Source organism: Dissulfurimicrobium hydrothermale (genome assembly GCF_022026155.1).
Taxonomy (GTDB): domain Bacteria; phylum Desulfobacterota; class Dissulfuribacteria; order Dissulfuribacterales; family Sh68; genus Dissulfurimicrobium; species Dissulfurimicrobium hydrothermale.
On sequence record NZ_CP085041.1, the window covers coordinates 1,495,624 to 1,518,546 of the forward strand.

Here is a 22,923-nt window from a genome sequence, read left to right on the forward strand (position 1 = left end):
AAGGCAATAGTGTTTTTTAGGAATATAGGGAAACAATACAAACAGCGAGGTCCAATATCGGATTCTTAATAGCTGTTAATGTTTATGAAATAGGTAGTGGGAATGTATATGCCTATGCATAATCTGGCCGTGAGAGTGGACATGTTTATGCACAAGATTGACTTTAAATAATAAGTCTTGATCTTTCAATATATTTTCTGCTTTTCCTATTTTTTCAATTTTATGTTCTTCTGAAAGTACTACAATATTTGCGTTTAATTCATTTACAAGAGATAAATCATGCGTTGCTATTATAATTGTTTTTCCTGCATCATTTAAGGCATATAATAGATCTATAATAAATGATTGTGTTTTTGGATCAAGTCCATTGGTAGGTTCGTCAAAAAGCAAAACCTCTGGATTCATCGTTAATATTGAGCCTATAGCAACTCGTTTTTTTTCACCACCTGAAAGCATATATGACGGCCTGTGTTTTAATCTTTCTATATTAAGGAGCTGCATGATTTCATCAGCTCTCTTCATAGCCTGATCTTCGCTAAGTCCTAATTGCATAGGCCCATACAACAATTCATCAAGAACAGTTGGACAAAATAGTTGGATATCAGATTCCTGGAAAACATATCCAACTTTTGATCTGAAAAATTTTAAGAAATCATCTTTTTTTAACGTATTGCCATTTATCTCTTTATCTTCAAAGAAGATTTTCCCTGAATTTGGAAATATTAACCCACTTATTAATTGTAATAATGTTGATTTTCCACTTCCGTTAGCACCTATTATCGCTAATTTTTCACCTTTATTTATTGAGAATGATATTTCATTGAGCGCAAGTATTGTGTCATAATACCTATAAGATATATTTTCTATTTTTATAATAGGTTTCATTTATATCTTGCTGATTTATAACATCAATGAAATCTATATGAAACAACAATATAGTTCAAGGCTAAACAATAATAATGCTATTATATAATTATATATATTAATTTTTTTGAAATTATATAGCATAATTTCATTAGCAAAACCCCTACTTAGCATTGCTTTAAATATATCTTCATATCTCTGTTGTGTTTTACGAAAAATATATGCAACTCTTCCTGCGATCCATTGTCTTGACTCTTTATCATTATTTCTTATTAATGTTCTTGCCTTTTTTGCTAAATATATTTCTTCTACTGTCTTACTAAATATAAATATATAACTATATGACAATATAACAATCATTAAAATTGTATCAGGTATCTTAAAAACCTTTAATGCCTTTATAATTTCATGAAATGGCGTAGTATAGACAATTAAAAATGAAAGAGAAAGAGAATTTATTATTCGTAATGTAAACATCACAATAATCACTATACCTTTGTTCGTAAAACCAATTATTTGTGGAATATGATAGATCCAAACATCATAGGATTTGGAAAGCATTAAGATTGGCAAAACAACTCTTCCTTCTGTAATTACATTAAAAGCGGATGGCAGAATAATTAAAAAGCCAAATATAAACCAAAGAATTAGAATTTTTTTATAAAAAACGATTGGGTTCAATCGAGACAACAGCATTAGAGAAAATATGAATATTGTGATAAATATCTGTGTATGTATCTCATTTTTTAGAGAAATTATAATAATAAAAGAAACTAAGAAAATAAGTTTTATGCGCGCATCAATCCTTTGGAATAATGCGTTTTTAGATGCAAATTCCCATTGTAGGAATAATGTTTTTATAATCCTACCTATATGGATCAGTCCGCTATCAATAAAGGACATTCATTCGTGATTTTTTAAGATAATTTTTGATAATATATAACTGATGAAGCCTACAAGCAATATACCAATTATACCTGACACAATATAAGACCAGATTTGAATGGCAAAAGATGCATTTTCTCCACCCAGATTGTAATCAGGTATGGGGGCCTTCCATATATCTGCCAATCTTCTTAGACCTTCAGGCACATATCCGACAAGCTCTTTAAGGGTGTCAATATTCCATTCGCCCCATGCATCACCCGCCTTGAATTTTTCAGGTAGGATGATCCCTATAGGAGATATGAACGCCATTACAACAAGACCTACCAAAAGTTTTTTCTGAAATAAAGTCATGCCGCCTCCTGATTATCTCGGAGTCCATAAATTAATCCTGGCTCATTTTTAAAAAAATAATTAAATACTAAAAGTGTTACCACACCTTCTAAAATACCAAATACAAGTGCATGTTCGCCGACCATCGCCGGAATAGCTACTGATAAAGGATATGGGGCATATAAGGCCCTGCCATCAGGGGCTGCTGCAATTAAAGGCTGGATGCCGAATTCAATGGCGGCAAACAATGAGGCAGTCACCAGGCCGATATAGCCTGATAGAAAGGCCGCTATCTTAATCCTTGAACCGTTTGTCTTCCCGTCTTTAATCATTATGAATATCCAATATGATACAAATGGTGCCACCACAGCCATATTAAAACAATTTGCGCCTATGGCGGTAATTCCGCCGTCTCCAAATACAAAGGCCTGTATTATAAGGACTATTGATATGGCTATTACGGCCGTCCATGGACCAAGCAGGATTGCCACAATAGCCGCTCCAACCGCATGGCCCGTTGTCCCGCCAGGGATCGGTATGTTAAACATCATTATGAGAAATGAAAACGCCGCTGCCATGGCCGTATAAGGGATATATCTTGCGGATAGAGATTTCCTTATCTTTTTGATGCCAGCAGCCCAAAATATTGCTGTTAAGCCGTATAATGGTATGTATGTTTGAGGGCTTAAATAGCCGTCTGGTATGTGCATGGCCGTCTTCTTCTCCCTTCAGAACTTATCAAGTTTAAAAAATATTAACATAGATAAATTTTGTAGTCAATATATTAAAAAAGTGTTACCAAAATTCCTTACAAAATATCTTTTATAAGATACACGGACAACCAAAGTTTTATAATTAATCTTTATACGTTGATTCGTTTATAAATTTTGATATATTAATGCAAAAAAGCATAATGAATTAACACGGAGTTCGATATGGCGGAGATTCGAAGTGCCCTTGAAATCGCATTGGAAAAGGCAGAGAGGTTAGGTGCGGCCAATAAAAATGAAGCCGTCTCCGAGGAACTGTTCAATAAAGGTAGGCGCCTTGCGGCCAGGTATATAAACGGTGAAGAAAAAGACCTTACGATAGGGCTTAAAGACATAAAAAAAGAAGATCTTCCTCATGTAATCAACGGCGCTATCGAGATCATCTTGAGGAATATCATCCTCCCAAGGGATAAAGATCAATGGTCGTCCATCAATAGGGCGTTCTCGGGTATCATTGCCTTAAAAGGCAGTCCAGTTAAAGAAATCGTCTCGCAGATCGAGCAACTGTTGAAGACCTATGAGGTTACTAAAAAACGTTATTATGACCAGCTCAAGGCCCAGATGCAAGGAAGGCTTGGCGGGATCCAACAGTCGCTTGCAAAACAATACGGCACTGCCATTGCCGCATCAATAAACATAGAGACCCTCCCTGAGTTCCAAAATGAATGGTCAAAACTTTCTTCTGATATAAACGAACAATTCAACCGCCATTTGCAACAATTAAAGGCATATCTGGCCTCGTGACTTCTTCCCACCAATAAATCAAAGGGCTTCCTGTTTCATCATAAAAATAAGAGCCGTCGGCCCAAAATCATCGGACAATCTAGTTCCCTCGTTGTCCTGCAGGCCTGCTCATAATCTAACCATTGAGCTATGATTTTACTGCCAGCATAGCTTGTAAGCGAAGGGGACAGGAATAAATAATATAGACGCGGCTCAAAAAATAGACCTACTTGCCTACTTCTGAGCCCTGGCCCTCATCTTAAGCCTCTTTTCGCGCCGCCTCCGCCTTCTTTCGATTTCTCTGATCCGTTCTATTTTTTTATGCTTGGCCACGACATTCTCCTTTTTAAATTTGGATTGCGCCGCAAAATATAATGAAAAAAAACACTACTTGCAATGACCAAAACCTTATCCTATGATAAGTTTAAATTTAAAAAACGGCCGCTGATTGATCCGGCCGAACCGGTGAGGAGAGGTAGTTGTTGTGAAGGTCAAGAACTGGATGACGAAAAACGTCGTTACAATCCAACCTGAAGCCTCTCTACATGAAGCGCTAGAGTTGATGAGTCGGCATTCGATACGACATCTGCCAGTAGTAAAAGATGGCCTGATGCAAGGTCTAGTGACAGAGAGCAATATCAGGCAATATCTCTATCCATCCATGCTGGATGAGCTTACAGTATCCAACATCATGATCTTGAACCCCATAACAGCCGATCCAAATGCAAGTCTTGATTCAGTTGCAAGATTGATGCAACACTACAAGATAGGCGGCCTCCCCGTGCTTGAGAAAAGGCAGCTTGTCGGCATAATAACTAACACCGACATAGTCGGTGCATTTATTGAATTTTTAGGTCTTTTAAAAAAGAGTTCGAGACTGGATGTGGTCCTTTCCGAAAAAGACGGGGCGCTAGACGACGTGATCCGGCTGATCAGAGAGATGGGCGGAAAGATCTTGAGCGTGGTAGTTGATGCCCAGTCGCCGAGAAAAAAGGTGCACTATATCAGACTTGAAAAAAGTGACTTGACGTCTATAGTCAAAACATTGGAAGAAAAAGGGCACAAAGTCCTGTCGGTATTGGATTGAAGGGACTCGATAATGGCATGCTATCAGGTAAACAAAACCTTTCAGGAGATAAATGAAAAGATACGCTCGGGCAAGGCCGTTGTGGTTACTGCCGAAGAGATGATAGGGATTGTCAGATCCTACGGCGAGGTTGAGGCGGCAAGAAGGGTTGATGTGGTGACTACGGGCACATTCTCTCCCATGTGTTCGTCAGGCGCATTTATAAATTTCGGGCACAGCGTACCAGGCATCAAGGCATCAAAGGTATGGTTGAATGGTGTACCAGCCTATGCAGGCCTTGCTGCTGTCGATATATATATTGGAGCTACTGAACCTGTGGAGGACGATCCTTTAAATAAGGTATATCCGGGTGAATTCCTCTATGGCGGTGGACATGTCATACATGACCTTGTGGCCGGAAAGGCGGTTCAGCTCAAGGCGGAGGCCTATGGAACACACTGCTATCCAAGGCAGCGCCTTGAAAAGAGGGTTACATTAAAAGATCTTCCATTTGCACAGCTATGCAACCCAAGAAATGCCTATCAGAACTATAATTGTGCCGTAAATGTAACCAATAAAACCATATATACCTATATGGGGACCTTGCGCCCTAATCTCGGAAATGCAAATTATTGCACATCAGGTCAATTGAGTCCTTTGTTCAACGATCCGCATTACAGAACTATAGGTATTGGTACGCGCATCTTCCTGGGCGGTGGAATAGGATATGTCGTATCAGCTGGAACCCAGCACAAGCCTAATGTAGAATACAACGAAAAGGGGCTCCCAAAAAGACCGGCCGGCACGCTTATGGTGCTCGGCGACCTAAAAAATATGAATAATAAGTGGCTGGTGGGGGTGAGTATCCTTGGGTATGGTTGTTCGCTCGCTGTAGGCCTTGGAATCCCGATACCTATTCTAAACGAAGAGATGGCATTTAGGACAGGGGTTTCTGATGAAGACATAGTCACCCAAGTGATCGACTACGGGAAAGACTATCCAGAGGGGAAGGCGACGCCGCTTGGCGAGGTAAGCTACGCTCAACTTAAAAGCGGTTCTATTGTCATCGGTGGAAAAGAAATCCCGACATCGCCGCTTTCAAGTTATGTCAAGGCTAAAGAGATCGCTGAGATCTTGAAAACATGGATAAAACAAGGAAGTTTTCTGCTTGGAGAGCCACAGGAGCTCTTGCCTTCTGCCTTCTGATCGATTCCGGCAACTCCTTTGAGGCTTAAACAACAAATACAGGAAAAGATTCATCGTCAACAAGCTTTAATCTTTGACATAGGCCGGTATGCAATAGTCAACAGGGTTTGTTTGGGTCGACCGGGCGGCCTTGATTTGAGGTAAAATATATGCATAATATAAAATTACAATCATTTTTTAATGTGATTGCATCATTTTTTACTTGCCTGCTTGCATAATTTTAGTTATTGAACATAATTAGCATAATAATCGCACAAAATCAAAAAATGGGAGGAAAACATGAACAAGGGAGAAATCATAGACCGCATGGCCAAGGCAGCCGGCATATCAAAAACAGCGGCAGATAAGGCGCTTACCGAATTTACAAATGCTGTGGCCGAGGCATTGAAGTCCGGAGACAAAGTGACATTAATAGGTTTTGGTGCATTCCATGTCTCTGAAAGACAGGCCAGGACAGGTAGGAATCCTAGAACAGGCGCCAAATTGCAGATACCTGCGAAAAAAATGGTCAAATTCAAGCCAGGCGCAAGGCTTGCCGAGGCGGTATAAACCTTCCCCTTAGATTATCTTTAAATCTTCCACAAAGCCCCCGACCGTTTTTAGTTTAATGGCGGGGGTTTTTGTTTGAATAAAATTTAAGTTATTTAGTATACGTGCCGATTTTAATAACAAGATATTGTAACGAGGCAGTCGGATGAACATCTCTGCATATCATATTCAAAATGTAATAAGGTCTTATAGCCAGAGGATGGGGCGAAAAAATCCATCCCAACGGACCGACTCTGGTTCAGATCGCAATTTGGATACCATATCTATATCTGCAAACGCCAAAAATGCCCAATTGGCTGCACAATTGACAAAAACTATTGCCCAAAAGACCTTGTCTAGCAATAAAGATGACAAAAATGAGATAGAAGCGGCCAAGAGGTTTATCAAGAGATTGGCTGTAGATGGTACGGATCGGATTGAACCAGACGTCGTTTCTAAAGAAGAGGGAGGATTCAGATTCAAGCTGCTAAGTCCTGATAACGAAGAGACAATAAAGGAATTTTCATTTAAATAATGATAACAATGGATTAAGGGAATTTTTAAGGAATTAATATTTAAAAGGAGATATATCATGAAAATCACAGAACTGAATCAACAAAACCAAATAAACCCATACCTGAATCAAACTCAGCAGACCCAAATAGTTCAACGTCAAAGGGATGTTCAGCAGACAAACAGACAACAAGGTGGCCTTCAAGACAAGGTTGAGATATCCACGCGTTCCAAAATCCTACAAAGCACGGATCGAATAAAAAATATCTTGGATACAAATAGATCACAAAAGGTCCAGGAAATCGCCGCACAGGTACAGCAAAATACATATAAGATCAATCCAGCCAAGGTCGCAGGCGCAATGATGAAAGACCTAATAAAAGATTTGGGCTAACTACCGCCTATTTTTACAATTTTTTTAAACCTGGAAAGATAAAAGGGGCTATGGATTTTTATCGACCATGCCCTTTTTTGTGTTCTGTAACTCCCCTTGAAAGCCTGCTAAAAAGATTTAAATTTCAGCAGGTCAAAAACCAGACTAATAGGCTTTTCAAAAATTCGGCGGATTTGGATAATATCGATAACAAAAATCATATGACCAAGATATTGCAAACCTCACTGCTGCTCGTCATATCAAATGTCTTTATGACATTTGCATGGTATGCACATCTGAAAAATCTTAGAGGGGAAAAGTGGTATGTAGCTGCACTTTTAAGCTGGGGAATCGCACTTTTCGAATATCTTGTGCAGGTTCCGGCAAATCGCATAGGTTATCAGGAGATGAATCTTTCACAGCTCAAGATACTTCAGGAGGCCATAACCCTTTCAATCTTTGTGCCGTTCTCTGTTCTCTATATGCAGCAACCTATAAAATTGGACTATCTATGGGCAGCGCTCTGCATATTGGGGGCTGTCTATTTTGTATTCAAGACCTAGATGAAGCGATCTTTGGGGTCTATCGTCATGAAAAAAGGCAGATATGCCTCGGTAGTCAGACACCATCCGTGGATATTCTCAGGTGCTATAGAAAAGGTTATAGGGAATCCTGGGCCTGGCGAAACAGTGTCGGTAAGGTCGGAAGATGGTGCAATCTCTGGCGTAGGTGCCTATTCTCCTTTTTCTCAAATAAGGGTTCGCTTCTGGGCCTTCAAAGATAGAGAAATAGATAACAGTTTCTTTTATGAACGTCTAAAAGCGGCCATCAAATCGCGCTTCGATCTGGCCATACCCTCGACCACTAATGCATACCGTCTGGTAAATGCAGAATCCGACGGCCTACCCGGTTTGGTCATAGACCGCTACAGCAATTTTCTGGTATGTCAATTTCTCTCTCAGGGGGTCGAATATTGGCGAGATGGTATAATTGCGCAATTAATTTCGCTCGTGCCGAACCAGGGCATTTTTGAACGATCAGATGGAGACGTGAGACAAAAAGAAGGTCTTGAGATAAAGACAGGTTTGATTATCGGCGAAAAACCACCTAATCTTATCGAAATAATGGAGGAGGGTTGCAAATTTCTAGTAGACATAAAATCGGGTCACAAGACCGGATTTTATCTGGATCAACGTGAAAACAGGATACTCTTGTCCAGATTCTCTGAAGGTGCAAGGATATTGAACTGTTTTTCTTACACCGGCGGCTTTGCTGTATGGGCCATCAAAGGCGGTGCCAGGGAGGTCATAAATATTGACTCCTCAAGGATCGCGCTTGACCTGGCTGAAGAAAACGCCAGGATCAACAACCTTGACCAGGGAAGAATGCAAAACATCCATGGCGATGCCTTCAAGATTCTGCGAGAATTTACTAATGAAAGAGAAAAATTCGACATCGTGGTGCTGGATCCACCTAAATTCGCTATGTCAAAGGCAGGCCTTCCCGTAGCTGCAAGAGGCTATAAAGATATCAATCTGTCGGCCTTTAAACTCCTAAGGCCGGGAGGACTACTATTTACTTTTTCATGTTCAGGTCTTATGCAGCACGATCTCTTTCAAAAGATAGTCTTCGATGCAGCAATTGATGCCGAGACTGAGGCGCAGATCATCACCCGTTTGACCCAGGCCAAGGATCATCCTACCGCCTTGAATTTTCCTGAAGGGACATATCTAAAGGGTCTGATGTGCCGAATCAGCGGCTAAACCCTAAACCAGCAAAGACAGCTTTCGCCAGCCCAATTAAAAGCCATTGCCCATATTCCTTAGATAAAGAGGATTGTATGCAGCCCCATGGAAATAAATTCACTTAGGCGACAGACCGCGTCTTTTTTCTCGTTTCGGCCTTTAGTCTTTCAACAAAATCACCAACTTTATTGATGAGTTCACGGCCAGGCCTGTATGTCCCACCGTCTTTTATGAGATTTTCCTCGACAAGCCTGACGATAGCGCTTCCCACTATGATGCCGTCGGCCACTGCCGAGAGCATGGCTACCTGCTCAGGCCGCGAGACGCCGAAACCTACCGCTACTGGCAGGGATGTAAGGTTTTTGACCGTCTTGATGCCGCTTAGCAATTCCGAAGGCAGATCATTTCTTGCGCCGGTGATGCCTGTCACTGAAATATAGTAAATAAAACCCCTGCTCGCCTTGGCGATGCGCCTTGCCCGTTCAGGCGGGGTGGTGGGTGCCACCAAGAAAATCGTGGAAAGATTGTGTCTCCTTGACGCCCTTACCCATTCGACTGATTCTTCAAGCGGCAGATCAGGTACAATGGTCCCATCAAATCCGATTGATGCGGCATCGGCCGCAAACTTCTCAAGGCCGTATTGCAAAATGGAATTATAATAACCCATAAGCACCAACGGGACATCTATACCCTCAGACCTCAATCCGCTAACAAGTTCAAATAAATGGGTGATATTTATATTGTTCCGCAAGGCCCGCTGGCTCGCAGCCTGGATAGTTGGCCCGTCCGCCAATGGATCGGAAAACGGCAGGCCAAGTTCTATAATATCAGCGCCTTGGCTGACCAATTCCTTGACCAAGGCCTTTGTAACAGCGATGTCCGGATCACCAGCCGTTATAAAAGGAATAAAAGCTGATTCCCCGACCCTTTTCAGCCTCGAAAATGCCTGATCTATCCTGTTTCTTCGTCTACTGCTGGCTCTATTATTCATCGGATCCCTTTTCCTTCAATATCTCGGAGACAGCTGCAACATCCTTGTCGCCGCGACCTGACAGATTGACGATTACCACCGAACCTCTTTTTAGGCGCTGCACAAGCCTTCTGAGATAAGCAATTGCATGGGCACTCTCAAGTGCAGGGATAATCCCCTCAGTCTCTGATAGGAGCCTGAAACCCTCTAGGGCGTCATCGTCTCCTACAGCTTCATAGGTAACCCTTGCGACATCTTTAAGAAAGCTGTGCTCTGGTCCTACACCTGGGTAGTCAAGGCCAGGTGCTATGGAATGGGCACCCTTTATCTGACCCCACCTGTCCTGAAGGAGGTAGCTCATGGCGCCATGAAGCACACCAGGCGACCCCATTGTAAGCGTGGCTGAATGCTGATCTGAATCAAGGCCACGTCCGCCTGCCTCCACGCCGAAGAGACCAACCCCTTTGTCTTTGATAAAAGGGTAGAAGATGCCCATTGCATTGCTGCCACCGCCTACACAGGCTACTATCGCATCCGGAAGTCTGCCTGTCAGCCTCAATATCTGTGTCCTGGCCTCTTTCCCTATGACGCTCTGAAAATCCCTGACCATCATAGGATAGGGATGAGGTCCCACTACAGAGCCGATGATATAATGGGTAGTTCGTACATTCCCGACCCAGTCCCTTATGGCCTCGTTGGTGGCATCTTTCAAGGTCTTAGTACCGGAGTCCACAGGTATTACATCAGCGCCGGTGAGCTCCATACGAAAGACGTTCATGGCCTGTCTTGCCATATCCTTGCGGCCCATATAGACCTGGCATTTCATGCCCATAAGGGCCGCCGCCGTGGCCGTAGCCACGCCGTGCTGACCCGCGCCAGTTTCAGCTATTATCCGCCTCTTACCCATACGCCTGGCCAGCAAGATCTGGCCTATGGTGTTGTTGATCTTGTGGGCACCGGTATGAGTCAAGTCTTCACGCTTCAAAAATACCCGCACATTACCCCCAAGGGCCTCACCGAGCCTCTTCGCCTCATACAGAGGGGTGGGTCTGCCGACATAGTCCTTGAGGATCGACGCAAGCTCACGCCTGAATCCGCTATCTCTAACAGCATCGCGGTATGCCTTTTCAAGCTCGAAAAGGGCAGGCATCAACGTCTCAGGGACATAGCGGCCGCCGAAGGGGCCGAAGTGTCCTTTTGTATCAGGCCCACGAACCATTGCCTTTTCCCCGGACACAACCAACGACGATGTAAAAATTACTTTATTTTTTTTTGCTAATTTATCCATATATAGTCTCTTTTTTATATTTTAACATTTGAGATAGCCTCCACCTCCTCGACAAACCATTTTACCCGCCTGATATCCTTTCTGCCCGGTGAGAGCTCAACGCCGGAACTGACATCGACCCCCCAGGGTCTAACAAATCCTATAGCTCCTGCACAATTCTCCGGCTTCAAACCCCCGGCAAGGATGATGGGCCTGACCAACATCTCCTTAGCCTCCAATGCAATCGACCAATCAAAGGTCCGGCCTGTGCCGCCGTGGGCATGTGGCGACCATGCATCGAGAAGAAACGCCCTTACCGCCTCTTTATACGGCAGAAGGTCATAAATGTCCTCCCTGCTGCTGATCCTCCACGCCTTAATGACCCTCGGTGCAAGGGCCAAGCACATTTCAGGCCGCTCCTTTCCATGGAGTTGGACGAGATCAAGTCCACAATAATCTATGGCATGCCTGATATGGTCCAGATCTTCATCAACAAATACCCCTACGGACTGCACAAAAGGCGGGAGTCCTGAGATTATCTCTCGCGCCTTGTCTAGACCCACCTGTCTGGGACCCCTGGCAAAGACCAAACCAATGGCATTCACGCCCAGCCGTGCGATATCTCTCGCCTCGTCGAGATCTGTAAGACCGCAGACCTTTATAAGGACCTTAGACATGTCGATCATCTCCATATTGCAACCCCCCGGCCCTAACGAGACCGCGCAGGGTATAGAGGCGATCAGGCGACCTTACAAGCCCTTCTCCTATCAGAACCGCCGCCACCCCGGCCCGCGCGAGACTCATGATCTGACTCTGATCGGAGATACCGCTCTCGCTTACAAGCGGAACTGCATCAGAGATATAGGTTTTGACCCTGAACGTGGTTTGTAGGTCTACGGAGAAATCCTTGAGGTTTCTATTATTCACCCCCAGGAGATCGGCCCCCGCCGCCATGGCAGAATCGACCTCTCTTTCGTCATGGACCTCGACCATCGTGTCCATCCCCAGCTCTCTGGCGTGAACAATGAGCTCGGACAGCAATACCCTGTCTAATATAGCCGTTATCAAAAGGATGGCATCGGCCCCCCAGCGCCTGGCCTCATCCACCTGAAGATGGTCTATAATGAAATCTTTGCGGAGCAAGGGCAGGCTGACGGTATTTCTTACAGCAAAGAGATAGGTGAGATCGCCCTCGAAGAACTTTTGATCGGTGATGACAGATATGGCCCTTGCCCCGCCATTTTGATAATCGCCGGCTATGGCAACGGGGTCGAAATCATGGCAGATGCGCCCCCTTGAAGGCGACGCCTTTTTTATCTCTGCAATCACTGAAAGACCACGGTCTTCCATCAAGGATCTCTTAAAACCTCTCGGTTTATCAACCGCGCCGTCGGGACTCTTCAGCCCATTTCTTTTAAGCGCCGATACCTCCTCTTTTTTTTGGGCCACTATTGTGTCCAGAATATTCACCGCCATGACCTCGCAACCAATTCATTCAACACGGCAAGTGCCCTGCCTGAGTCGATGGATTCGCGGGCGATCTGGAGTCCTTCCTTGAGATCGCCTGCCTTCCCCGCCAGGAGTATAGCGGCCCCTGCGTTCAACACCACCATATCCCTCTTTGGCCCTGTCTCTTCCCCTGACAATATTGCTATAGAAATTTTGGCGTTTTCTTGAGCTGTTCCGCCTAATATCTCATCCATTGTACAAAGTTTTAATCCAAGTTCTTGGGGCGATATCTCAAAGGTCTCTACCTTATTCTGCCACCACTGTGCAACCTTACTCCGACCAAGAAGGCTCAATTCATCAAGACCTCCATGACCATGAACCACCCAGGCCCTAAAGGCCCCCAGCCTCCCAAGGACCTCGGCCAGAATAGTCAGAAGACCTTGATCAAAGACGCCCATAAGTTGCACATCTGCTCCTGCTGGATTAGTAAGCGGACCCAGGATATTGAAGATAGTCCGTATCCCAAGCTCCTTTCTGGGTCCGGCTACATGTCTCATGGCCGGATGAAGGTATGGGGCAAAGAGAAAACCTATACCTATCTCCCTAATAATCTCTGCGATCTTCTTAGGAGGTAAGTTCAAATTGACGCCCATGGCCTCAAGACAATCGGCACTGCCCGAACGGCTTGACACAGAGCGGTTCCCGTGTTTAGCTACCTTAACACCGGCACCGGCAGCCACAAAGGCAGCTGTCGTCGAGACATTGAAACTCCTTGAGGCATCACCTCCTGTCCCGCAGGTATCAACCAGATGCTCACCAGGCGCAAGCACCACTTGGACCTTCAGGGCCTTCGCCCGCATAATTCTTGCCGCGCCAGTGATTTCTTGAACGGTCTCGCCCTTAATGCGGAGACCCATGAGAATGGCGCCTATCTGGGCATCAGTGACATTACCTTCCATGACATCTTGCATCAAGGCAGCCATTACGGACTCTGAAAGGTCTTTCCTTTGAGAAAGTTCGGCTATTGCCTGTTTAACGACGTCCACCAGGTCACATCTCCAGGAAATTTTCAAGAAGCCTTACGCCTTCAGTCGTCATTATGGATTCGGGATGAAACTGAACACCTTCAATAATAAACTCCTTGTGCCTCAAACCCATCAGTTCACTCAGCTCAGACCTGGCGGATATCTCGAGACAGGCTGGTAATGTGGCCTCATCCACCACAAGGGAGTGATAACGCATCGCTTCAAATGGATTTGGAAGGCCTTTAAAAATACCCCTGTCGTCATGATAGATCATGGAGGTCTTGCCATGCATAAGTCTGAAAGCCCTTACCACTTCACCCCCAAAGGCCGCTCCGATGGCCTGGTGCCCCAGGCATACACCAAGAATGGGGATACGGCCAGCGAAACGCCTGATGGCTTCCATGGAGATACCAGCCTCCTTAGGTGTGCAAGGACCTGGCGATATGAGAAGGCGATCGGGCCCAAGTCTTTCAAGTCCATCTAGAGTGATCTCGTCATTTCTAAAGACCCTCAAAGAAACGCCGAGCGTACCCAGCGCCTGGACCAAATTGTAGGTAAAGGAATCATAATTATCTATAACTATCAGCATCCTTCTTCCTCGGTCATCGCAAAGGGCCTTGCCGCCATATCTATGGCCTTCATGAGCGCCTTGCCCTTGTTGATGGTCTCCTCCCACTCCTTGTCGGGATCGGAGTCGGCCACAATCCCTGCACCGGCCTGTAGATAGAGCATTTCACCCTTCTGACAAAGCGTCCTGATGGTGATGGCCATATCCATATTGCCAGAAAAGCCGAAATATCCCACCGCCCCTGCATATGGGCCTCGTCTGGCGTGTTCAAGCTCCTCAATGATCTCCATAGCCCTGATTTTTGGTGCACCCGTGACTGTTCCGGCGGGAAAACAGGCCTTTAGGACGTCGAACATGTCTCTGCCCGGCGCCAATTCCCCTCGTACCCCACTTACAATATGCATTACATGTGAATAGCGTTCCACGGTCATAAGGTCGTCCACCCTTACACTGCCCATCTTGGCTACCCTCCCGACGTCGTTTCTGCCCAAATCTACCAACATGAGATGTTCCGCCCTCTCTTTATCGCTAGCCAACAACTCTGCCTCAAGCCGTCTGTCTTCCTCATCGTCCCTACCCCTAGGTCTTGTACCGGCGATCGGTCTCAGCTCTATCTCGTTGCCGGTAAGCCGCACCAATATTTCAGGCGACGAGCCTATTAAGGTCTCGTCTCCAAAACGTATGTAATAAAGGTAAGGCGAGGGATTGATGCGCCTTAAGGCTCGGTAGAGATTAAAGGTGGGTATGATATTCTTTCCGGAAAATCTCTGAGACAATACCACTTGAATTACGTCTCCGGCCTCGATGTAGGCCTTTACCCTACCAACCATATCAACAAAACGCTCCCTGGACACTTCAGGCGTTAGGAGCGCACCTGTTGTTCTTTTGGAAGATATGGAGGCGGGATAATAAACGCCTTTTTGAATGTCATTCACAACGCCTTCAATGGAGGAGCAGGCATGACTATAGGCAGCACGAAGACTGCCAAAGCAGCTCGGTCTTATGTTGCAGATTATCTTGAGCGTATGTCTGAGATTATCGAAGACCAAGAGCAACTCCGGTATCATAAAGAACGCGTCATGGAAACCCATGGCGTCCTGCAGACGGCTGGGCAGACGTTCCATGAAACGCACCATATCATAACCCAGATAACCGACTGCACCGCCATAAAAACGAGGAAGCCCTGGGGTCTCAGCCACCTTAAAATCGGCCATTATACGTCTAAACGCGCTGATGGGATCTACAAGGCCTTCAGAGGAGCATATCGGCTCAAAACGGCTGCGCCTACCGCCTTCTTCTATAAAGACCTCATTTCCCTGACACCCGAAGGTGAAGAGCGGCCTCAGACCTATGAAACTATAACGCCCCCATTTTTCTCCACCCTCAAGGCTTTCAAGCAAAAAGGCATGGGTACCATGTAGGAGCTTTGTAAAAAGGGAAACTGGCGTATCCATATCTACCAGGATATCGCACCACAACGGAACAAGGTTCGAGCCATTGCAAAGTCTTTTAAATTCTTCGTAATCAGGCCGTGGCATCAACTGGTTTCCTTAAAATTTGATTAAAAATCAAATTTTAATTGTGGGATGCCACAGGCCTTATGTCAAGGGTTTTGTTGCCCACGCCCTTTAAGAGGCCTGTCTGCCCAGAGACGCGATATCAACGCTCGCTATCCTTGCAGCGAAATTTCGGCCTGTCTATCCAGTATGGAGAGGCGATCCCTTCCCTATACGCCTCAAGCGCCTCTGGTGACGAATTCACATGGAGATTGCTGAAGCTCCCGTCTTCATTTTGCCAGCGTTCATGCCAATAGATCGCCGCCTTGACCCTCGTATACCTGGTCTCAAACCCGCTTAAGGCCTCTTTTACAAAACCTGCCTTGTCAGCCGGCGGGAATTCACCCACCCCCCATTCTGCAACGATGACGGGCTTGATCGGATCAAGCCCACAGATCTCTTTGTAGGCATTATCCATCACATCGTAAAAAGAGGCCCAGTCCTGCCACTTAAACATCTTTCCATAGACGCTCAGGCCCAGCCAGTCTACATATTCCGGACCCGGGTAGTAATTTGCAATCCTATTCCATGCAGCCTGCGGGAGACCGTAATGATTTACATGAAACCCCCATAGGATGTTGTCTGCACCCCTGGCCCTTACCCTGTCGACCACATACCTATATGCCTTTTTGTATAATTCGGGTCCTTGATATAGGACAACCGAGCCCTTACGCCTTACGACCTTACCCCCACCATAGAAGTAACCTGACCATGGAAACCACGTGCCATTCATCTCCAGGCCCCATGAGACAAGAATGGGTTTACCATATCGCCGCGCCGCATCCGCCCACTTGTCGATATAGCCGTCCCACCTGCCTTTAAGAATGCTGCGCAAATTAAATCGATCTGGTCCACGGCTTTCTTGATACGGCCTGTCCCACGGCGACCAAAAAACAAGGGGGATTGCACCATATCGCGATATGATCTCTAGTTGTCTTTGAGGGAATGTCTGCTCCCCCCAAAAATTCCCAAAGGCCACCACAGCAAGGTGCCTGCCGATCATCTTTTCAAAATCTTCCAAAGCATCAAAGGTGACATGAGATTCCCCATCGCCGAAATCGACATATGCACCGGTATAAGCCCCTTTTTCAGGCATAATTAGCACCTGCGGGCCATTTTTTTTGACCTTTATGTCATTATTGGCGTGTCTGCAACCGACCATGAAAAAGAGAAAAATAGATGGAATCAAAAAAAATATAGTCATCTTTTTCATGTCCATGGCAGATTTCGTCATCATAAAATTACTTTGTTAGATCCTGCAGGAAACCGAAGCTGTGCGTTCCAGTTTGCCCCAATTCACCCAAACGCCCTTTATGGCCCTAGAAATGGCCTTTAATATTGCAAAACTCAAAACAGGTCTATAGATGAATCTCATCGGCAGCACAAGCCAGATCTGCCCAAGATCTTCCCTTTCTATAAGACAGGCAACCGCAGCCAGGGCGATATCCACCAATAAAAAGGCCAGGAAATAGAAATAGAGGATGCCGTTTGCATGGCCGAATATCAATGAAAAGAACAAGATGGCATCCACAACCGGCCCGACAGCGATCAACAAGATATTAAAAAACCAGATGCTTGGTAGACTGAAAAACCCTAGCGCCTTATACCGCGGATCAAACAACATATCTCTGTGTTTCCATAGACATTGCAGCGTGCCAAAGGCCCAGCGGAATCGTTGTTTGGCAAAGGCGCCGATCGTCAAGGGGACCTCTGTCCAGGCCAAGGCCGAAGGGGCGTAGCATATCTTGAAACCACTCTTATGGAGGCTCAAGGTCAGATCCGTATCCTCCGCCAGGGTGTCGGTGCTTATACCGCCAGCCTTAGCGATTGCAGTTTTTCTAAATGAACTTACGGCCCCCGGGACTACAGTGATGCAATTGAGTTCATGATAAGCACGCCTATCTAGATTGAATCCGCATGAATATTCCAGTGATTGCATCTTTGCGATGAGTGTATATGGATTCCCTACCCTGGCATGTCCGGAAACCGCACCTACATCATTCTTTCGCAAAGGCGCAACAAGGTGCCGAATGGCACCCTGCTCAAGCTGTGTATCGGCGTCAAGCATAATGATGATCTCGTTTGAGGCTGTGTCAAGCCCGGTCCTCAAGGCCGCAGCCTTGCCCAGATTTGGCTGGCATATAAGCCGTATACGCCCGTCTCTTTGCGACATCCTGGCCGCTATCTCAAATGTCCTATCGCTTGAACCATCGTCTACCACGACAACCTCGATTCCACCTGGATAGTCGGCGTTCAAAACGGCATTTAAGGTCTGTCCTATTACCTTTTCTTCGTTATATGCAGCTATCAAGACTGTTACGGCCGGACAAAAATCAAGAAGATCCGTCACCTTGTGATCACGTCTACGGTTTTTAACAGCGAAAAACGCCACAATAAATGTCCTTAGTATGATCAAGACAGTCGTCGCTATCATAAAGGCCCAGAAAAAATTCTCAACGACATGGATCAATCTGAAACTGCCTCCGCTTAACATCATTGTCATAGGCTGCTGATCGGCGGGTACAGTGGGCATCAATTGATCCTGGGAGACGCCGAGCATCTCCGCAAGAGATACGATCTTATCCCCCCTTGCAGAAAGATAATCGATGATCTCCGGCAGCGCCTTGACGGTTTGGCTGCGATCTCCGCCCGCATCATGGAGCAGAATGATGTTTCCGCCTGAAATCCTACCCCTTTTTACGGCCTCGATCATTTTTTTTACACCCGGTCGCGACCAGTCTTCCGTGTCGATGTCCTCTGTAACCGTAATATATCCCAGCTTCTGCGCAAGCTTGACCGGCACGAGCTCGCCAGGGTCGTGTGGATTTGTATCAGCATTGTAAGGAGGTCTAAAAAGCACTGTTGAGTGACCCGTCAAGACCTCAAACAGACGCTGGGTTGCATTGAATTCAAGATAGGCCCGCTCGCTCGATACCTTTGCTATGTTTGGGTGGGTATAGGTATGTATGCCGACGGTATGTCCTTCTTCCAATACCCTTTTTACTATATCAGGATATCTCTCCATATTTGAACCGATCATGAAGAAAGTGGCCTTTACACCCTTTGCCTTCAAGATATCAAGTATCTTTGGAGTCCATTCAGGGTCAGGTCCGTCGTCAAATGTCATAGAAACACATTCTTTACAACCATTGCCCTGATGAACCACTGTAAGATAATTTGGAAACTTTTCATAACGTTCAATCACAAAACCACTTTTGTCCAGATAAACCCGACGCCTTCCATCCGAACGCACGTCATCTATAGTGATGAAGTTTCCCCTACCGAGGTTTGCTATCATATCGGCCTGTTTTATGGTCTCAAGTTGACCGAGCTGTTCAGGTGCAACCTTCGTCGCTATATGCAGGGCATCCCATATGCCGGGGTCTTCTGTGCCCAGCCTGTATACAGCAACTCCGCCTGCCCCATGGGATCTCGAGACATTAAGTTGGTTCAAAAAGGTTACGGCATCCAAGAACCAAACGGTGTGGGCAACCCCTGCGTCTTCATATGCAAAATGTGGATTATAGTACGGTGCCCCGAATTCACAAGAATCAAGTCCGGAACGGCCGGCCATGCTCATGGCGTCTGCGAAACCTATCGATTCAGCCGTACCATCACCGTCAGCCCAGTCGTAACCATAGGCGCCGAGTGCAATCACCCACTGGGACGGCTCCCCATATTCATCGACTAAGGTATCGAGCCAGCCGTTGAACCACTCCCATGATGCAATCGGGCCGGGCATATCGTGTTCAGAATTCTCGTCGTAAAGCATGGCGACAAACCGGTCTATCTCCTGGGCAAGGGCGTCCAGATCAAATACGGCCAAATCCATCCCCATTGGTACGCATAGCCACAACTCCATATCGTCGTCATGAAGGGACGAGGCGACCCTGACAAGAAACGCAGTCATGGCGGTCTTATATGAAGGATCGACCTGTTCGAAGTCGATGACCACACCGCCGGCGCCCATCTCTTTTAATTGAGACTTTAGCCTTGCTACAAATTGATCCTGTCTTGAAACCGGTCCGTTGATGAGCCCCTCCACGGCCTCTGGAGACCAAGCGTCGCCTGAGAGATTGCTCAAAAGCGGCATAAGGACAATCTTGCGATCCCTTGCCAGATCAAGGACCTTTTGCTCCACTGAGACCTCTAGTCTGCCAAGGCCATCCTTAATAACCATCCAATCAGGACAAAGATGGGTAAGTTCACCGGCGTGCCTCTTTAGTGAATCAAAGCTATTCGGGTCCCAGCTCTCATAAAAACCGAGGCATATCTTTTTTGAAGCTGCAGCGCTGGATTCGTTTTTATTTTTAAAGGGCAACGACGCCCCATTTTGGAGCTCCATTGACAAAAAGCCGCCTATCCCGCCCTTGCCTTTGGCGAACATGAGCCATAGCGGCCTTGTAATATTTTGGCTGAGCCTATTTTCCTTGTTCCGAAACACGCGCAGGCGTTCTTTTAGTTGCTGAACCGCGGAGGGCAGCCTTAATTGGGAAGGGATAAACAAGGCCTGTACAAACAAAATCGACCAGACGAAAAAGATTACGCCGGCCAAAAACATAATCAATCTAAGCCTTGGCCAGCGCTTGCCGCGGGCATCCAAAAAAACAAAGGAATCTGTATGGATATCAGGCATATATCACCGATTAATCCGGTCTGTTTTTGGGGTATTTTTAAATTTGAATAAAATTGATATATTGATTTAATTCTTCGACTTCACAGACCACATTGCATTTCGACCGATATAATACATGATTCTCTTTTATTTCATAGAGACTTTTATAAAGATATCGGCTGGCGCCATATTGATACAGGCGCCCTTTACTTCTATAAAGACTTATTGTACAAATTAAATGACCATAAGATCGGCCTGACCCTTGGAGTCCGCGGAATCCAATCAAAATGGGGGGTATTGAAATGGTCGTAATAATCAGAGAGACAAGAAATAGCGTCCTCGGTGCCGCATTATTTCTTCTAGCATCCATTCTCTTTCAATTTATCCCGTTTCTTCTCTCCATACAGGTTGTATATGCAGAATTAAGCGGACCCGACACTGCAAATGAACCGCTTCAATCGCAAAACACCATAGAAGCAACACCAGCCAACCAGAACGCCCAGGTCAAGCCGCAGGCCAATATGCAGTGCTCCGAACTCAAACAGAACCTCGACAAGGCCTCAAAAGAACTTCAAAGGCTGAAACAGAATCTTTCTGATATGGAACAGGAGAATACACGCCTTAAAAAAGAGTTGGAAAAGAGGCCGGTGGAGGAGATGCAGACAGCGGCCCTAAACAAGACGCTCGATACCATGAAAAAGGAACTGGAAGGGCTGCAGACGCAATTGACTTCCATTCAAAACAAAAACGAAAATCCAAGAGACAATAACGGTATCAGGTGGTTTATGGCAGGTGGTGGCATATTCCTGATCGGAATGTTGACAGGTTTTGTCTTTGGCCGCATGAAGAGAAAAAGACCATCGCTTATCTAGGCAACTACTCAATGTCAAATCGGGCAACAACGCCCGTCTTCTATTCCTTTTGGCCGGAATAGAGCCTTAGATATCTCTCCATCACCCTATCCCATGTATGGTTTTCCCGAATATCCGCAACGGCGTTTATGATTATGCGCCTCTTAAACTCCCGTGAATTCCTGAAAACGTCAAGCGCCCTTTTTATGGCCTCTTTTAGAACCGCCGGGCTGTGCTCGATATAAGAGAAGCCATTGAATCCATCCCTCACTTTTACAAGACCTCCTGTAGCCCTGACTACAGGGATATTGCCCATAAGTTGGGCCATAAAATCTGTAAGACCGCATGGTTCATAACGTGAAGGTATCACAAAGAAATCACCTGCCGCATATATCAAATTAGCCAGTCTCTGGCTGTAACCTGTCAGCAACGCCATGCGCCCCTTAAGATCGGGACGCTCCGCAATCCTGACAAGTTGCGTTACAATTTCTTTTTTCCCATCACCCAGAATGACAGACTGAAAGGCATTGTCTTCACCGAATAGGGCGTCGATGGCATCGGCGAGGACATCAATCCCTTTTTGTTCAGAAAATCTGCTTATTGCCGTAACCAATGGCTGATCAGGACGATATTTCAGCCCGCCGTATAATTTCAGGCCGTCAAGCTCTCTTTTTTGTATAAGTTCGCATAAGAACCTTTTACATTCAATCTTTCCACGTAGTTCGCCCTGTGCAGGATTAAATGCGGCTGGGAGACCGAGCCTTTCAGGCCGTGAAGGATCAAAATCATCAGGGTTTATACCGTTCGTGATCCCTACAAGCCTAATCCCCCTGTCCATAAGGGCATGCCCCAACCAGCCTGTCATGGCGTCCAGCTCCGTCTCTCTGAGCTCTCTTGCATAATTCTCACTTACCGTGTTTATGACCCCGCATGCCGCCCCGGCCAAAAAGGGATCGAAGCTTCCGTTCAACAGGGAGGAATAGATTACCCGCCAAGGTAGACCTGTATTGGCCTTTGCGAACGGTAGATCAGCTACATCTTGATGATAACCGATCCCTGCGTTGTGAATAGTGACAAGCGCTCTCGAGCTGCGAAAATAGTGCCTAAATCCCTCGATCTCCTTCATCAGCACCGGCGTCAAGGCTGCATGGCCGTCATGACAGTGGAATACATCCGGTCTAAGACCCATGGAGATGGCTAGTGCAAGGACCGCTTTCTGATGCAGCACGTTCATAGCAAAGTAATCATAATGCCCCTCGCCCATCTTGTGAGACGGATCCCGCCTTTCTTCTTCTTCTGTATAGGTATAAACACCAAGTTTTTCATGGAAACGCCCAGACTCGACAAGTATTATGTCAACGCCGTTTATCTCCCCCTTAAAAAAGCCAATCCTCTCGCGCCTTTCTTCATGAGCATAATTCATATCTATTTCAAGCTCAGGACCGAACGACTCAAATCCAATCTTACCCGGCTCAATAAAACCGTAACAAGGGACAACCGCTGTTACATCGTGCCCCGCCCTTACCAAGGCCTCCGATAGCTCGCGCACCACGTCTTTTATCCCGCCGGCGCCTGCGACGCCACTGTATTCCCTTGCAACCATCCAGATATTCATA

General features: G+C 45.9%; 23 protein-coding genes. 9 read left to right on the plus strand and 14 right to left on the minus strand.

The window, feature by feature from the left end; genetic code table 11:
* Window positions 1-75: 75 nt before the first annotated feature.
* The 4 genes from LGS26_RS07180 to cbiM are packed head-to-tail and all read right to left on the minus strand — an operon-like array spanning window position 76 to window position 2,792.
* The gene (locus LGS26_RS07180; RefSeq protein WP_237888207.1) at window positions 76-885 is read right to left on the minus strand and encodes an energy-coupling factor ABC transporter ATP-binding protein; all 810 of its coding nucleotides are present in this window, start codon (window positions 883-885) and stop codon (window positions 76-78) included.
* 33 nt (window positions 886-918) lie between these two features.
* A complete protein-coding gene (gene cbiQ / locus LGS26_RS07185) occupies window positions 919-1,767 on the minus strand; it encodes a cobalt ECF transporter T component CbiQ (protein WP_237888208.1) in 849 nt (282 codons plus the stop codon).
* Complete coding sequence (locus tag LGS26_RS07190; protein ID WP_237888209.1) at window positions 1,768-2,103, minus strand: PDGLE domain-containing protein; 336 nt, start codon at window positions 2,101-2,103, stop codon at window positions 1,768-1,770.
* Window positions 2,100-2,792, minus strand: coding sequence for a cobalt transporter CbiM (gene cbiM / locus LGS26_RS07195; protein WP_237888210.1), 693 nt, complete (start codon window positions 2,790-2,792; stop codon window positions 2,100-2,102). The genes LGS26_RS07190 and cbiM overlap by 4 nt, the downstream gene beginning before the upstream one ends.
* A 225-nt stretch (window positions 2,793-3,017) precedes the next feature.
* On the opposite strand from cbiM, the gene LGS26_RS07200 reads away from it, so the two are divergent.
* From LGS26_RS07200 to LGS26_RS07235, 8 genes are all read left to right on the plus strand, one after another.
* Complete coding sequence (locus LGS26_RS07200; RefSeq protein ID WP_237888211.1) at window positions 3,018-3,596, plus strand: hypothetical protein; 579 nt, start codon at window positions 3,018-3,020, stop codon at window positions 3,594-3,596.
* A 463-nt stretch (window positions 3,597-4,059) separates the two neighbouring features.
* Window positions 4,060-4,662 (plus strand): CBS and ACT domain-containing protein, encoded by a 603-nt coding sequence (locus tag LGS26_RS07205; protein WP_237888212.1) that lies wholly within the window; start codon window positions 4,060-4,062, stop codon window positions 4,660-4,662.
* A 12-nt stretch (window positions 4,663-4,674) separates the two neighbouring features.
* On the plus strand, window positions 4,675-5,847 hold the full coding sequence (locus LGS26_RS07210; RefSeq protein ID WP_237888213.1) for a homocysteine biosynthesis protein: 1,173 nt from the start codon (window positions 4,675-4,677) through the stop codon (window positions 5,845-5,847).
* A 279-nt stretch (window positions 5,848-6,126) separates the two neighbouring features.
* Window positions 6,127-6,396, plus strand: coding sequence for an HU family DNA-binding protein (locus LGS26_RS07215; RefSeq protein ID WP_237888214.1), 270 nt, complete (start codon window positions 6,127-6,129; stop codon window positions 6,394-6,396).
* Between the two features lie 145 nt (window positions 6,397-6,541).
* A complete protein-coding gene (locus LGS26_RS07220; RefSeq protein WP_237888215.1) occupies window positions 6,542-6,910 on the plus strand; it encodes a DVU0524 family FlgM-associated protein in 369 nt (122 codons plus the stop codon).
* A 57-nt stretch (window positions 6,911-6,967) separates the two neighbouring features.
* Window positions 6,968-7,282 (plus strand): flagellar biosynthesis anti-sigma factor FlgM, encoded by a 315-nt coding sequence (locus tag LGS26_RS07225; protein ID WP_237888216.1) that lies wholly within the window; start codon window positions 6,968-6,970, stop codon window positions 7,280-7,282.
* A 200-nt stretch (window positions 7,283-7,482) separates the two neighbouring features.
* Window positions 7,483-7,824: a DMT family protein gene (locus LGS26_RS07230; protein ID WP_237889903.1), complete on the plus strand. Its 342-nt coding sequence runs from the start codon at window positions 7,483-7,485 to the stop codon at window positions 7,822-7,824.
* Window positions 7,825-7,851: 27 nt separating this feature from the next.
* On the plus strand, window positions 7,852-9,024 hold the full coding sequence (locus LGS26_RS07235; protein ID WP_237888217.1) for a class I SAM-dependent rRNA methyltransferase: 1,173 nt from the start codon (window positions 7,852-7,854) through the stop codon (window positions 9,022-9,024).
* A 103-nt stretch (window positions 9,025-9,127) separates the two neighbouring features.
* Here LGS26_RS07235 and trpA read toward each other — a convergent pair whose 3' ends face one another.
* The 9 genes from trpA to LGS26_RS07280 all read right to left on the minus strand — a co-directional run bounded on the left by trpA (window position 9,128) and on the right by LGS26_RS07280 (window position 20,477).
* Window positions 9,128-9,997 (minus strand): tryptophan synthase subunit alpha, encoded by an 870-nt coding sequence (gene trpA / locus LGS26_RS07240; RefSeq protein WP_237888218.1) that lies wholly within the window; start codon window positions 9,995-9,997, stop codon window positions 9,128-9,130.
* Complete coding sequence (gene trpB, locus LGS26_RS07245) at window positions 9,990-11,195, minus strand: tryptophan synthase subunit beta (protein WP_237889905.1); 1,206 nt, start codon at window positions 11,193-11,195, stop codon at window positions 9,990-9,992. The genes trpA and trpB overlap by 8 nt, the downstream gene beginning before the upstream one ends.
* Before the next feature lie 83 nt (window positions 11,196-11,278).
* The gene (locus LGS26_RS07250) at window positions 11,279-11,935 is read right to left on the minus strand and encodes a phosphoribosylanthranilate isomerase (protein ID WP_237888219.1); all 657 of its coding nucleotides are present in this window, start codon (window positions 11,933-11,935) and stop codon (window positions 11,279-11,281) included.
* Window positions 11,913-12,719, minus strand: a complete 807-nt coding sequence (gene trpC, locus LGS26_RS07255) for an indole-3-glycerol phosphate synthase TrpC (RefSeq protein ID WP_237888220.1) — start codon at window positions 12,717-12,719, stop codon at window positions 11,913-11,915. Before trpC ends, LGS26_RS07250 begins: the two co-directional genes overlap by 23 nt.
* Complete coding sequence (gene trpD / locus LGS26_RS07260; protein ID WP_237888221.1) at window positions 12,710-13,738, minus strand: anthranilate phosphoribosyltransferase; 1,029 nt, start codon at window positions 13,736-13,738, stop codon at window positions 12,710-12,712. Before trpD ends, trpC begins: the two co-directional genes overlap by 10 nt.
* A 4-nt stretch (window positions 13,739-13,742) precedes the next feature.
* Complete coding sequence (locus LGS26_RS07265; protein WP_237888222.1) at window positions 13,743-14,306, minus strand: anthranilate synthase component II; 564 nt, start codon at window positions 14,304-14,306, stop codon at window positions 13,743-13,745.
* Entirely contained in the window at window positions 14,300-15,823 is a 1,524-nt protein-coding gene (gene trpE / locus LGS26_RS07270) for an anthranilate synthase component I (protein WP_237888223.1), read from the minus strand. The genes LGS26_RS07265 and trpE overlap by 7 nt, the downstream gene beginning before the upstream one ends.
* Window positions 15,824-15,944: 121 nt before the next feature.
* Complete coding sequence (locus LGS26_RS07275; protein ID WP_237888224.1) at window positions 15,945-17,078, minus strand: glycoside hydrolase family 26 protein; 1,134 nt, start codon at window positions 17,076-17,078, stop codon at window positions 15,945-15,947.
* A gap of 12 nt (window positions 17,079-17,090) precedes the next feature.
* Window positions 17,091-20,477 (minus strand): polysaccharide deacetylase family protein, encoded by a 3,387-nt coding sequence (locus LGS26_RS07280; RefSeq protein WP_237888225.1) that lies wholly within the window; start codon window positions 20,475-20,477, stop codon window positions 17,091-17,093.
* Between the two features lie 281 nt (window positions 20,478-20,758).
* Here LGS26_RS07280 and LGS26_RS07285 point away from each other — a divergent pair, with 281 nt between their 5' ends.
* On the plus strand, window positions 20,759-21,328 hold the full coding sequence (locus LGS26_RS07285) for a TIGR04211 family SH3 domain-containing protein (protein ID WP_237888226.1): 570 nt from the start codon (window positions 20,759-20,761) through the stop codon (window positions 21,326-21,328).
* Window positions 21,329-21,368: 40 nt separating this feature from the next.
* Here LGS26_RS07285 and LGS26_RS07290 read toward each other — a convergent pair whose 3' ends face one another.
* On the minus strand, window positions 21,369-22,922 hold the full coding sequence (locus tag LGS26_RS07290; protein WP_237888227.1) for a glycogen synthase: 1,554 nt from the start codon (window positions 22,920-22,922) through the stop codon (window positions 21,369-21,371).
* Window position 22,923 lies beyond the last annotated feature (1 nt).